This is a genomic window from Serratia sp. UGAL515B_01 (assembly GCF_033095805.1).
Classification (GTDB): domain Bacteria; phylum Pseudomonadota; class Gammaproteobacteria; order Enterobacterales; family Enterobacteriaceae; genus Chania.
Map to the genome: position 1 here is coordinate 2,856,964 of NZ_CP109901.1, position 13,130 is coordinate 2,870,093.

Sequence of the window (13,130 nt, forward strand, 5' to 3'; positions counted from 1 at the left end):
CATTAAGAATGAGGTTAAACCTTCCTGCAAGGGGAAGGTCAAGGAGTGAAATTGAATATCAGCGACGTTGCCAAGAAAACTGGATTGACCAGCAAAGCTATCCGCTTCTATGAAGAGAAAGGCTTGGTCACCGCACCAATCCGTAGGGATAACGGCTACCGCAGCTACAGCACCAGGCATATCGAGGAATTGACGTTGTTGCGTCAAGCTCGGCAGGTGGGATTCAACCTTGATGAATGCCGTGAACTGGTTGCGCTATTCAACGATCCGGCTCGCCATAGTGCCGATGTTAAGGCACGTACACTGCAGAAAGTAATTGATATTGAAAAACACATCAGTGAACTGAATGAGATGCGCCGATGGTTGTTGGCACTGGCAGAACAGTGCCCAGGTGATGAAGGTGCAGACTGCCCAATCATCAATAACCTGGCAAGGTGCTGCCATAAGCCTTAACGTTTAATAGCGCGGATCAAAAGCGTGACGCCTTCGACAGACACGACTTCAACTTCGGTGCCAACGGGTAAATCCTCGTTGGCCTGAGCACGCCAACTGCTGTCACCGATATTCACCCGCCCAAAGCCGTTTTGCATTGGTTCCGTTAGTGTGGCACGCATACCAATCAACTGACGGTTGCGCTGGTTGAGAACTTGCGAACCGCTGGTTGCAGCCGCTGGCCGTTGACGCAACCAATACCACCACAGGTAAGCCACAGCGATAGTGATAATGGCAAAGATAGCCCCTTGCCATTCCCAGTCTAGCTGCGGGATCAACCAGACAAGAAGGCCAACAACCACGGCTGAAATGCCGCTCCACAGCAGATAACCACCGGCACCCAGCATTTCTGCTGCCAGCAGCAACCCACCCAGAGTGATCCAAAACCAGTAGGGATTTGCTGCAATTTGCTCAAGCATGATTACTCGCCTTTACCTGCTTTTTTCAGCAATTCACTAATACCACCAATGGCCCCCATCAAACTACTGGCATCCAGCGGCATCATGATGACTTTGCTGTTATCAGCAGAACCGATCTGCTGCAACGCATCGGTATATTTCTGTGCGACGAAGTAGTTTATGGCTTGGATATTACCGCTAGCAATAGCGTCAGAAACCAACTGAGTTGCTCGGGCTTCGGCCTCAGCAGCACGCTCACGCGCTTCAGCCTGCAGGAACGCGGATTGACGTTCCCCCTCAGCTTTCAATATCTGAGACTGTTTCTCACCTTCAGCACGCAGGATTGCTGCCTGGCGTACCCCTTCTGCTTCCAGAATGTCTGCACGTTTGGTTCGCTCTGCTTTCATTTGCGCGTTCATCGATGCAACCAGCTCCACTGGTGGACGAACGTCACGGATTTCAATACGGGTGATCTTCACTCCCCAAGGGTTAGTGGCTTCATCAACGATATGCAGTAAACGGCTGTTGATACTGTCACGTTGCGAGAGCATTTCGTCAAGCTCCATTGAACCGAGCACAGTACGGAAGTTGGTCATGGTCAGATTAACGATTGCCGACTCGAGGTTACTCACCTCATAAGCAGCGCGTGCCGGATCGACAACCTGAATAAAGCAGACGGCATCAATTGCCACGTTGGCGTTATCGCGGGAAATAATCTCTTGGGAGGGAATATCCAGCACCTGCTCCATCATATTGATTTTTCTTCCAATGCGATCTATGAATGGAACAATGATACTTAAACCTGGCATCAGTGTTTTGGTATATCGGCCAAAGCGCTCAACCGTCCATTGGTAGCCCTGCGGCACAATTTTTATGCTGCTAAAAACAACGATCAGCGCAACAACGATCACAATAGGTACAATAGTAAACATGACATAAACTCCTATCAGATGAATTAATAGATATTACGACAGCACTGAAGGAAAGCCTAATTTCCAACCTAATCCAGGCGTAAAAGAAATTCATTTATCAGGGGGTCATGGTTCTGGAACAGCGCAATGATGCTTTTCACCACTTCTCCACTACGGTGGCTCGACCAAGCCAGTGACAGATACCGCGAATGTTGCGGCTTCTTTTGCAACAATTCTCCACTATCCAAGTAGGGCTGACAGAGTGTACGTGGCAAAAAGCCGATGCCAGCGGCGCTCGCGTACAGTTAAGGGACACAGCCTAGGCACTGGCAGAAAAATTGGGCGTCAGCAATCACGTAGAGCCGAGCGTACCCCATGCGGTTGCGCTCCTGATTTGATGGCAGGCTTTTGGTGCTGTTGCAGCACCAAAAGCAATTAAAGGAAACAGCCTAGTAAAGCAAGGAATAGAGCTGCCGACGATACTTGGCTGCCAATGCATCACCGGTACCCAGTGCGGCCAAGATGTCCATCAGCGTTTTGCGCGCGTTGCCATTTGACGCGGCTAAATCCTTCTTAAGATGCCCCATCAACAGTTCCATAGCCTCTTCGTTCCGGCCTACCTGATGCAGCTGCAAGGCAAGTTGCACGGCGAGTTCAACGTTTTCTGGCTGTTGCTGGACGTGTTGCTGCAATTGCTGGATTTCTGGCGTATCGGCGGCCTGTTTCAACAGCTCAATCTGTGCGACCAAGCCTTGATAACGGGTATCGCGATCCTGTAATGGGATCTTGCTCAACACCGTTTCAGCATCTTCTGTTTTGTTCAGGGCGATTTGCGTTTCAGCGAGTACCAGACCGATATCGCTACGCTGGTTGCTAAGTTGCCAAGCCTCTTTCAACAAAGGCAATGCATCCATTACGCGTTCTTCTGCAAGCAATTCAGTCGCTTCTGCCAGCTTCAAATCTTCCGCTTTGGGCAGGAAGCGTTGTAGGAGCTCACGGATCATCTCTTCCGGCTGTGGCCCTTGGAAACCATCAACCGGCTGCCCATCTTTGAACAAATAAACGGTAGGGATAGAACGCAGCCCGAATTGGGAGGCGATCATCTGTTCCGCATCACAGTCCACCTTTGCCAGGACGAACTGCCCCGCGTATTCTGCCGCCAGCTTGTCCAATATCGGAGTGAGTTGCAGGCAATGTTGGCTGCGTTCAGACCAGAAATAGAACAACACTGGGATAGACATGGACTGTTCCAGTGTCTGGTGCAGGTTAGTTTCGTTAATATCAACAACAGCTTGAACTAGCATGATTTCTCTCTATCTGATCTTGCGGTGCAATTAAGGAATACAGCCTAAATGGGGGACAAATGGGCACACTTCAACCCTTGCCCCGGCTAACTTAACCATTACTGCGCATTAACCAGTCTAGCGCCCTGCCCGGCAACAAACGACGCAAAATCCCCATCGCGTGGGCTAGCAAAGTTACCGGATAGCGCAGTTTAGCCCTTCGGCTTTCCAGCGCGTGCAGCAGTTTGGGCAATACCGCTTCAGCAGACAGCGTCAAACGCTTGGCTATGCTGGGATTACGTACTGGTTTATCGCTCTGTGCCTGATCGACGTTTTGAGTAAAGTGGGTAGTTAGTGGGCCGGGTTCGATCAGGCTGACTTGAATACCCGTACCGTACAACTCCATACGCAGCGCGTCCGACCAAGCTTCCAGAGCAAACTTACTGGCGGCATAGGCACCACGTCCAGCACTGGAGATCAACCCCATGACAGAGCTGGTCTGAATGATCCGGCCTTCGCCGTGTGGCAGCATGGCGGGCAGCAACAACTGTGTCAACTGATGGGTACCAAACAGATTGGCGGAGAACTGCCGCTCAAGCTGTTGGCGTGAAATAGAACTGAGCGGACCATAAACACCGAAACCGGCATTGTTGAATAGGCCATACAGACGACCATTGGTCAGCGCAATAACCTGCGCGGCGGCGCGCTCTACGCTGGTGCTGTCGTCTAAATCCAGTTCTATGCCTTCCAGCCCGAGTTGGTTCATGCGCTCTACATCTTCGGGTTTACGGCAGGCGGCCAGGACGCGATAGCCCCGGTTGCGCAGATCCTGCGCTGCAATAAATCCAATCCCGCTCGAACAGCCTGTTATTAACACCGTTTTTTGCATAACTTTACCTACTAGGCAGCCCTATTTAGTTAGACTCATGTTTTACTAGTGGCTCCAGCTGCTTTGCCATCCAGGTGGCAATGAACGGCTGGGCATCCTGATTGGGATGTAATCCGTCATCCTGCATCCATTCCGGTTTGATCACCACCTGTTCCATAAAGAACGGCAGCAGCGGAATGTTGAACTGCTTGGCCAGCGCCGGGTAGATTGCCCCGAAAGCCTCGGTGTAGCGGCGGCCATAGTTTGGCGGAATATGGATTTGCATCAGCAGCGGTTTTGCGCCAGCCTGCTGAATGAGGGTGATAATCTGGCTGAGATCGCGTTCAATGTCTGCAGCAGGAAAGCCGCGTAAGCCATCGTTGGCACCCAGTTCGACGACTACCCAGCGCGGCTGGTGCTGTTTCAGCAGTTCGGGCAGACGTGCCAGCCCCTGAGCAGCAGTATCGCCACTGATACTGGCGTTGATCACGCGCGGGTGGTTAGGTTTATTAAGCCACTCATTAGCCAAGCGTGTTGGCCAGGCTTGCGCCACCGGTAATCGGTAACCAGCGCTTAAACTGTCGCCTAATATCAATAAAGTATCGGCTGCAACAGCACGTAAACTGAATAATCCCAACAGCAAAAGGAAGGGAAAATGCCAGCGGAAAACGTTCTTGAAGTTCATCATCTTAGTAAACACGTTGGTCAGGGGGAACATCGGCTTACCATCCTCACCGGAGTGGAGCTGGTTGTCAAACCCGCACAGACAATTGCGTTGGTTGGCGAGTCCGGTTCGGGTAAATCAACATTGTTGGGTATTCTCGCCGGATTAGACGACGGCAGTAAAGGGGATGTACGTTTACTGGGTGAATCGCTGACCGAATTGGATGAAGAAGGCAGAGCAGCACTACGGGCGAAAAACGTTGGGTTTGTATTCCAATCTTTCATGTTAGTACCCACATTGAATGCGCTGGAAAATGTGCAGTTACCGGCGCTGCTGCGCGGTGAAAGCGATCGGCAAAGCCGCGAACAGGCGGTAAAACTGCTGGAACAGTTGGGACTTGGCAAACGCCTTTATCACTTGCCTGCCCAGCTTTCCGGCGGCGAACAACAACGGGTGGCGTTGGCTCGTGCGTTTAGCGGACGCCCGCGAGTACTGTTTGCCGATGAGCCAACCGGGAACCTTGATCGCCAGACCGGGGAACGGATTGCCGATTTACTGTTCTCCCTTAATCGCGATTTTTCTACCACGCTGATCCTGGTCACTCACGACGAAACATTGGCAGCACGCTGCCAGCGGCGCTTAAGGCTGCGTGAAGGCCAGCTTTGGGAGGAAGTATGATTTGGCGTTGGTTCTGGCGTGAATGGCGCTCCCCTTCCCTGCTGATCGTCTGGTTGGCTCTGACCCTGTCGGTTGCCTGTGTATTGGCGCTCGGCAGCATCAGCGATCGTATGAATAAAGGCTTGAGCCAGCAAAGCCGTGATTTTATTGCCGGCGATCGCGTATTACGCACCGCTCGGCCGGTTCCAGAGGACTGGCTTATTGAGGCTCAACAGCAAAGGTTGCAGGTCAGCCGCCAACTGAGCTTCACGACCATGACCTATGCGGGCGATCGCCCACAACTGGCTAATGTGAAAGCGACAGATTTAGCTTATCCGCTGTATGGCAAGCTGGAAACGCACCCGCTCAATCTCAAACCACAGCCAGGCACTGTCTTGGTAGCCCCTCGTCTGCTCGCGCTATTGGATAGCAAAGTCGGTGACGATCTGGATGTGGGGGATACGACGTTACGTATCGCGGGGGAAATCATTCAGGAACCCGACTCAGGTTTCAATCCTTTCCAGACCGCACCAACGATTATCATCAATCTGGCTGATGTGGACAAAACCGGGGCAGTCCAACCCGGTAGCCGTTTGACTTACCGCTATATGTTTGCTGGTTCTCCTAAGGACATTAAGCGCTACGAGGAAGGTCTGAAACCGCGGCTTAAACCCGATCAACGCTGGTATGGGCTGGAAGAGTCTGGCAGTGCGTTGGGTAAATCCCTACAACGTTCGCAACAGTTCCTACTGCTCTCGGCGTTGCTGACGCTGCTGCTGTCGATTGCCGCCGTAGCGGTTGCCATGAGCCATTATTGCCGCAGCCGTTATGATCTGATGGCGGTGTTGAAAACCCTGGGCGCAGGCAGGAAAGCACTCAGCCAGTTGATCATTGGCCAGTGGCTGGCAGTGCTACTGTTGGCGGGCATCTGTGGCAGCCTGATTGGCTTGGGCTTTGAGACTTTACTGCTACGCTTGCTGGCACCCGTATTACCGGGGGCGTTACCCGCCGCTGGGGTTTGGCCATGGTTATGGGCAGTGGGGGCTTTAGTGATGATCTCATTGCTGGTCGGCCTACGCCCGTATCGGCAATTATTAGCTACCCAACCGCTACGCGTCTTACGCCGCGACGTGGTTGCCAACGTATGGCCATTGCGTTACTTCCTACCTGCCACGGTAGTGATTGTGGTGCTGTTACTGACCTTGCTGATGGGCGCCAGTACGCTGCTCTGGGCCATTCTTGCTGGTATGGTGGTCTTAGCTCTGCTACTGGCTGGAATTGGCTGGGGCAGTTTGCTGCTGTTAAGACGCTTCACACTGAAAAGCCTAGCGCTACGGTTGGCGGTAAATCGCCTGCTGCATCAACCCTGGGTGACTATTAGCCAACTGTCAGCGTTCTCTTTATCTTTTATGCTACTGGCTCTGTTGCTGGTACTCCGGGGCGATCTGCTCGATCGCTGGCAACAGCAATTACCACCGGGCAGCCCAAACTACTTCCTGCTGAATATCAGCACGAGTCAGGTTCCGGGGGTAAAAGCCTTCTTGCAAAAGCACCAATTACGGGAAGAAACTTTCTACCCAATTGTCCGCGTTAGACTGACAGAAATTAATCAACAGCAAGCCACCAAACGCGTTAATGAGAGCGATCCCGGTGGTGAAGCGGTTAACAGGGAATTAAATCTGACCTGGCAAGCAGAACGACCGGATCACAACCCATTGACGGCAGGCTCATGGCCCCCAAAAAGCGGAGAAGTCTCCATGGATGAAGGGCTCGCCGGAAGGCTCAAGGTAACATTGGGAGATACGCTGACGTTTAGCGGCGATACCCAATCTTTCAGCGCCAAAGTCACCAGCCTGCGGCAGGTGGATTGGGAGAGCTTGAAACCGAACTTCTACTTCATCTTCCCACCGGGTGCTCTGGACGGCCAACCGCAAACCTGGCTGACGAGCTTCCGCTACGAAGGCGATGGCAAAGTACTGACACAGCTTAACAGGCAGTTCCCAACCCTAAGCTTGCTGGATATTGGCTCCATCCTGAAACAGGTGGGCAGCGTGTTACAGCAGGTGAGTAAAGCGCTTGAGGTAATGGTGGTACTGGTGGTGATCTGCGGTGGCCTGTTGCTGATGGCTCAGGTACAGGTAGGCATGCGCCAGCGTCGGCAAGAGCTGGTGGTTTACCGCACGTTGGGGGCAGGCAAACGTCTGTTGCGCGGCACGTTATGGTGTGAGTTTGCATTACTGGGGCTGGTTGCCGGTATTGCGGCAACGGTCGGCGCTGAAGCGGCATTGTGGTTGTTGCAGACCAAGGTGTTTGACTTCCCGTGGGTACCAACACCGATGCTTTGGTGGGCATTACCCTTGCTGAGTGCCTTACTGCTCTCGCTGTGTGGCGGTTGGTTAGGAGTACGTTTACTGCGTGGGCGCGCGCTGTTCCGCAGCTACGATGGTTAACGAGGTGGAGAATTCCTGAGGTTGTGTCGCATTAAGGCTTGGTCAGATAATATGCTGTTTTTCTTTACGAAGTTTTCTGACCATGCCTTTTATTCGAAACGCCTTCAGCCACCTGCATTATCACGTCGATATTATGGCTCAGTGTGTCTGCGGGTATCTGGGCTAGGATAAAAATCAGCCTAAAACTGGATCAATCTGGCCACGTTCTTCGCTTATCCGACAGACACCCGCAAGGTCATCTATACCGCAACGCTATCGAGCCGTTGAACAGCGTGATCCGCCGCACCATCAAGAAACACAAAATGTTCCCGACACACGACTCAGTGAAAAACGTGATACAGCTGGCAGTCCAGGCGACATCACAAAAATGGACGATGCCGCTGAGGGACTGACATATGGCTATGAACCGCTTTATTATCGAGTTCGGTGACAGCTTGGATGGTCACTTCTGAGAAAAGGCATTTACACGGAATCGAGTACAAGGTCGTCGGGTGTCCATTTCTGAATAAATCTAAAAACGGGATGACTTTCTCCAGTAGATCAAATTCTGTTGGTTGTTCAAATCCATGTTTGATAATCTTCTTTGTATAAAGGCATTAATGGTTGGTTTCCCATCCGTTGTTTCGAGTATCTGTGCACAATATATTCGATGTGGGTATCCAGTAAAACCTAACTCGAAACGAATAACTCGGCGGCGGGTGTCGCCAATAACGAGACTGGGTCCAGCCCCGCCACCAGACCCTCCCAGCAAACTCATACTTGGTATATCCATGATTGGAAGTTCCCACTCAAAGCCGTTACGTGCGATCCAATGTTTGACATCACGTTCATTAGCATTTTTAAGTGTGGCAGGAAACCCATGGGAATTCCTTGCGAATGCATAACGATACTCTTCCCACCAGGTTATAAATGTTTGCGATTTTGGGTTTGTTTTGTATAAATTTGTATTATTGGGACTAGTTCCTACGTGGATCCATTTGTCTGCACTAGTATCTAGCCTGTACCAATCTACTGTTTCAATCCATTCTAAATCTGGACAATCAATACCTTCGCCAGAAAATGCTCCCATAGAGCGCGACTTGACATTCAACTTTGCGACCAGTTCGAAGCTGTGTCCTATTTTTCCTGAATCTCGTGTTGACTTAATGTTGCGTAATTCAAGTTTGTCTACTGTCATTTTGGCTTTCATAATATATCCACTATTAACTGTTTCCGGTTGTTTTTGTGAGTCTTAACATATAGGTTGATTTCATTTCTGCTGGTTGCCCTCCTTGTGATATGGTCAGTTAGTTTCCCGTCGCCACATGGGTTTTACCCATCGAACTTCGGTAGACACTGTTCCAATTATTTGAAACGAGCCTTTACACTTCGGGCACAACGCCATATCGGCTGTCACCACCCGCTGGGTTTCGTTGTCACTGAAGCTGGAAGTCACGGTGATTACCTGTCCGCCACTGGTCGTTTTATCACCAGATTTGCCCGTTGTCTCGACATATACCCTTATGAATAAAATGGTTATAAAACCAGCAAATAATACAGGAATGATAAATTAACAAAAACTTTAATTGTTTCAGGAAGTTACATTAACGTGTCGCATCCTCCAAAATCTTATAAACCGTTGAGCGTGCAACATTGGCCTGACGGACTATTTCCGTTGCTCCAGTCCCTTTGTGGTGAAGCGCCAGTACTTCCCCGGCAAGATTGCCGTAGGGAACGGATTGGTACGCAAACCGGATTAAAGTCTCTCGTTCGATGGGGCACCCGACCAATCCATAGAAGACGATAAAATCCGGTCAGAAGGGTGAACAGTCAGGAAGATTAACTGGGGGCTCTAAATAGTTGTGCGTAATATTGCTACAAGTGTGCGTGATGCAGGTTAGCCGACCGTTGAGCGCAGGGATGCGCGATACAAGCCCCTGGGAGGGGCACTGCCTGTCAGCGTTCCTCATCGTTCACACCTGCCGGAAGCATGACGTGTCGCGGTATCAAGAACACCTATTTAGCTGGCGACGGATTGCCCACAGTAGAACAATCTTATCTGTTGGCCGTCTCAAAACAGACAGCCCAGATTTTTCGTCTTCTCTCCGTTAACGCGGAAGTGCCATACTTACGGCATTTCGGCTGGCAACGACTCACTAAGAGCTGAAAAAGCTTTGCCAACAGTCTGGACGTTACGTACTGCTGAACCCTTTTTTCATACTTTCAATCTTACCCGAGCTTCTGCTGTGCCCAGGCTAACCCCGTTTGATATTCCGTTGGCAACAAGGGTGCCAGCGCCAGCAACGTCTGCTGTAAACGGGTAGTATCGGGATCGTTGAGATTCAGGTGCCCTACCTTGCGGCCTTCACGCACTTCTTTTTCATACCAGTGCAAATGCACTAATGGCAAAGATAACCATTGCTGATTAACCGGCGTACCAATCAGATTAATCATCACCGAGGGCGTATTGACCACAGGCTTTGGCAGTGGTAACCCAAGAATGGCTCGCAGATGCAGTTCAAACTGGCTGATGGAAGCCCCATTTTGCGTCCAATGGCCGCTGTTGTGAACGCGTGGTGCCAGTTCGTTGATAAACAGACTATCACCAACGATAAAACACTCCATCGCCATTACGCCCACGTAGTTCAAGGCGTTCAAAATGGCAGCCAACATCTGCTCCGCTTGCTGTTGCAACGCTGGGTCTGGCTGCGGCAAAGCAACGCTGGTGCGCAGAATACCTTCTTCATGCAGGTTGTGGGTCAACGGGTAGAATACCGACTGCCCATCATGACCACGAGCACCAACTAAAGACACTTCACCAGAGAAATTAATACCATTTTCCACGATGCATTCGCCATAAGCATCTGCCGGTAATTCGGTTTCCTGGCCGGGGCGTATACGCCACTGACCGCGGCCGTCGTAACCACCAACGCGGCGTTTAACAATCGCCAGTTCACCCAGGCTGGTAAATACCTGTGGCCATTCGCTCTGGTTGGCCAGCAATTGCCAAGGGGCAGTGGGCAGATGAAGTTGGTCAAGCAGCTGTTTCTGTGTCAAACGGTCGGCCAGACGCGGAAAGATATCGCGGTTAACGAAGCTGTTATGAGTGGCCAACTCGCGTGTTAGCGCAGTCTCTGGCCAACGTTCGATCTCTGCGGTGATCACCGCATGCTGGTAGGGAACAGCTTCCGGTTCGGCATCAAGGCCCACCGGATAAACCGCAATACCCAATGGCTCCCCCGCCTGACGCAACATGCGCCCTAACTGGCCATTACCCAATACGCAAACCGGCTTCATGCTTCCTCCCGCGGGTCTGGATTATTCAGCACCTCGTCGGTTTGCGCTTGGCGCCAGCCGGCCAAACGTTGTGCCAAAGCTGCATCGTGCAGTGCCAGGATTTGTGCGGCCAGCAACCCGGCGTTTGCCGCACCGGCTTTACCGATGGCAAGCGTACCCACCGGAATGCCGCGGGGCATCTGCACGATGGAATAGAGGCTATCAACACCGCTCAATGCCGCACTTTGTACTGGCACGCCCAGCACCGGAACCAGCGTTTTCGCCGCCAACATGCCTGGCAGATGTGCAGCGCCGCCTGCTCCAGCAATGATCACGTCAAAACCCTTAGCGCTTGCCTGTTCGGCAAAACTGAACAGTTTATCTGGCGTTCGGTGGGCGGAGACGACTTCGACATGGAACGGGACTTCAAGCATGGTTAAGACTTCAGCCGCAAACTGCATGGTGGCCCAGTCACTTTTCGATCCCATTACAATTGCGATTTTAACCTCAGCAGTTGTCGCTGAAGTGGCGTTGGCTCCCATGAGGGTATGACTCCTGTGATTGGACGAACGTCGGCTAGTTACCTGCAATGGCATGCCGAATGAGGACGTAGAGCATATCATGGGTGCACGGGGAGGAAAACGGTTGCGTAGACGGTTTTCAGCGACAAAAACGTGAATGTTTCGTTAGCCGCCAATCAGAAGGGGAATTCAAACAACTCGATGGCATCCGCCGAAACCTTTATCATTGAGCCTTCAGCATGCCAGGCCCCGAGTACGGCTCTATAGGCTTTGCCATTAGGCAAGATAAGGTTGTGGACCGCTGGGCGGTGGGTATGACCGTGGATCAGCCAATGTGCATCGTGCTGCAATAAAGCCTGTTCAACCGTTTGTGGATTAACGTCCATAATCGCTTCAGATTTGTAACGGTTGGTCTGCTGGCTTCGTTCACGCATTTTGGCAGCAATTTTTAAGCGCCAGCGCAAAGGAAGAGCAAGAAACAGCCTTTGGATCCAAGAGTTATGTACTTTTTGACGGAATTCCTGGTATGCCCGATCGTCGGTACACAAGGTGTCGCCATGCATGATCAGGATCTTGCGGCCATAGAGTTCAATAACCTGTGCTTCCGGCAGCAGAGTCATGCCACTGAGCGCTGCAAAACGCTTACCCAGCAGAAAATCGCGATTACCATGAATAAAGTAGCAAGGCACGCCGGCATTTTGCAGCGCCTTCAACGCGGTAGCAATTTCGCTATGCAAAGGGGCCGGGTCGTCATCACCAATCCAGGCCTCGAACAGATCGCCCAGAATGTATAGCGCATCTGCGTGCATGGCTTCACGCTGCAAAAAACGCAGAAAACCGGCAGTAATTGCCGGTTCCTGTGCGCATAGATGCAGATCTGCAATGAACAATGTACTCATGCAGCTGCGATTACTCGCTGACGGTAACGCTGTTGATAACAACATCGTCAACTGGAACGTCCTGGTGCATACCACTACGGCCAGTTTTCACCGCTTTGATCTTGTCTACCACGTCCATGCCTTCAACCACTTCAGCAAAGACACAGTAACCCCAACCTTGAGCATTTTCACCGCGGAAATTCAGGAAATCGTTGTCGACAACGTTGATAAAAAATTGGGCAGTTGCCGAATGAGGATCGTTAGTCCGCGCCATTGCCAAAGTGCCGCGGGTGTTTTTCAACCCGTTGTTGGCTTCGTTTAAAATGGTCGCTTTGGTGTTTTTCTGACGCATTCCCGGTTCAAAACCACCGCCCTGCACCATAAATCCATTGATAACACGGTGGAAAATCGTATTGTTGTAGAAGCCTTCGTTGCAATAGTTCAGAAAGTTTTCAACGGTAATCGGCGCTTTATCAGCAAAAGTTTTGATCACGATGTCGCCGTGATTGGTATGAAAAGTAACCATAGTTTTTGTCCTAACAAGATGATGAAGTGAAATGTCACACAAGGGAGGCATGTGAGCAATCAGGCCGCCTTTATAACATATCTCTATTAATCAGTCAGTAGCTCTCCGGGGGACACGGCTAGCGGTGAAGTAACGGATATTGCCGCGCTAACCAGATGGGGCAAACGCTGATTCTAAGCAACTTTTGGCCAGTGAAATCGGCAATCATCAGGCTTGACCTTGCAATA

Annotated in this window: 13 protein-coding genes and 2 pseudogenes; 4 read left to right on the forward strand and 11 right to left on the reverse strand. The window is 51.3% G+C overall.

The features are described 5' to 3' along the window. Positions 1–51 precede the first annotated feature (51 nt). Positions 52–453: a Cu(I)-responsive transcriptional regulator gene (cueR, locus tag OK023_RS12825; RefSeq protein WP_317693108.1), complete on the forward strand. Its 402-nt coding sequence runs from the start codon at positions 52–54 to the stop codon at positions 451–453. Here cueR and OK023_RS12830 read toward each other — a convergent pair. The 5 genes from OK023_RS12830 to tesA all read right to left on the reverse strand — a co-directional run bounded on the left by OK023_RS12830 (position 450) and on the right by tesA (position 4,637). Continuing rightward, positions 450–911: an NfeD family protein gene (locus OK023_RS12830; protein ID WP_317693110.1), complete on the reverse strand. Its 462-nt coding sequence runs from the start codon at positions 909–911 to the stop codon at positions 450–452. The two genes, cueR and OK023_RS12830, sit on opposite strands and share 4 nt — an antisense overlap. A 2-nt stretch (positions 912–913) precedes the next feature. After that, positions 914–1,822, reverse strand: a complete 909-nt coding sequence (locus OK023_RS12835) for an SPFH domain-containing protein (RefSeq protein ID WP_317693112.1) — start codon at positions 1,820–1,822, stop codon at positions 914–916. Between the two features lie 428 nt (positions 1,823–2,250). After that, positions 2,251–3,105 carry a co-chaperone YbbN gene (locus tag OK023_RS12840; protein WP_317693114.1) on the reverse strand — a complete coding sequence of 285 codons (855 nt, stop codon included), beginning with the start codon at positions 3,103–3,105 and terminating at the stop codon, positions 2,251–2,253. A 91-nt stretch (positions 3,106–3,196) separates the two neighbouring features. Then, complete coding sequence (locus OK023_RS12845) at positions 3,197–3,973, reverse strand: SDR family oxidoreductase (RefSeq protein WP_317693116.1); 777 nt, start codon at positions 3,971–3,973, stop codon at positions 3,197–3,199. Positions 3,974–3,998: 25 nt separating this feature from the next. Next, a complete protein-coding gene (tesA, locus tag OK023_RS12850; protein ID WP_317697693.1) occupies positions 3,999–4,637 on the reverse strand; it encodes a multifunctional acyl-CoA thioesterase I/protease I/lysophospholipase L1 in 639 nt (212 codons plus the stop codon). On the opposite strand from tesA, the gene ybbA reads away from it, so the two are divergent. From ybbA to OK023_RS12870, 3 genes and pseudogenes are all read left to right on the forward strand, one after another. Beyond that, the gene (ybbA, locus tag OK023_RS12855; RefSeq protein WP_317693118.1) at positions 4,608–5,294 is read left to right on the forward strand and encodes a putative ABC transporter ATP-binding protein YbbA; all 687 of its coding nucleotides are present in this window, start codon (positions 4,608–4,610) and stop codon (positions 5,292–5,294) included. The genes tesA and ybbA overlap by 30 nt on opposite strands. Beyond that, positions 5,291–7,723, forward strand: coding sequence for a putative ABC transporter permease subunit YbbP (gene ybbP / locus OK023_RS12860; RefSeq protein WP_317693120.1), 2,433 nt, complete (start codon positions 5,291–5,293; stop codon positions 7,721–7,723). The genes ybbA and ybbP overlap by 4 nt, the downstream gene beginning before the upstream one ends. A gap of 183 nt (positions 7,724–7,906) precedes the next feature. Beyond that, a pseudogene (locus tag OK023_RS12870) lies at positions 7,907–8,115 on the forward strand (transposase); the annotation flags it as partial. Between the two features lie 119 nt (positions 8,116–8,234). Here the strand turns inward: OK023_RS12870 and OK023_RS12875 are convergent. From OK023_RS12875 to ppiB, 6 genes and pseudogenes are all read right to left on the reverse strand, one after another. Beyond that, positions 8,235–8,912 carry a hypothetical protein gene (locus OK023_RS12875; RefSeq protein WP_317693121.1) on the reverse strand — a complete coding sequence of 226 codons (678 nt, stop codon included), beginning with the start codon at positions 8,910–8,912 and terminating at the stop codon, positions 8,235–8,237. A gap of 394 nt (positions 8,913–9,306) precedes the next feature. Beyond that, positions 9,307–9,411 (reverse strand): annotated as a pseudogene (locus OK023_RS12880) (helix-turn-helix domain-containing protein); the annotation flags it as partial. A 520-nt stretch (positions 9,412–9,931) separates the two neighbouring features. Then, positions 9,932–10,999, reverse strand: coding sequence for a 5-(carboxyamino)imidazole ribonucleotide synthase (gene purK / locus OK023_RS12885; RefSeq protein WP_317693122.1), 1,068 nt, complete (start codon positions 10,997–10,999; stop codon positions 9,932–9,934). Beyond that, on the reverse strand, positions 10,996–11,520 hold the full coding sequence (gene purE / locus OK023_RS12890) for a 5-(carboxyamino)imidazole ribonucleotide mutase (protein ID WP_317693123.1): 525 nt from the start codon (positions 11,518–11,520) through the stop codon (positions 10,996–10,998). Before purE ends, purK begins: the two co-directional genes overlap by 4 nt. A 155-nt stretch (positions 11,521–11,675) precedes the next feature. Further along, the gene (locus tag OK023_RS12895) at positions 11,676–12,398 is read right to left on the reverse strand and encodes a UDP-2,3-diacylglucosamine diphosphatase (RefSeq protein ID WP_317693124.1); all 723 of its coding nucleotides are present in this window, start codon (positions 12,396–12,398) and stop codon (positions 11,676–11,678) included. A gap of 10 nt (positions 12,399–12,408) precedes the next feature. Continuing rightward, positions 12,409–12,903 carry a peptidylprolyl isomerase B gene (ppiB, locus tag OK023_RS12900; protein ID WP_317693125.1) on the reverse strand — a complete coding sequence of 165 codons (495 nt, stop codon included), beginning with the start codon at positions 12,901–12,903 and terminating at the stop codon, positions 12,409–12,411. Positions 12,904–13,130: the final 227 nt, after the last annotated feature.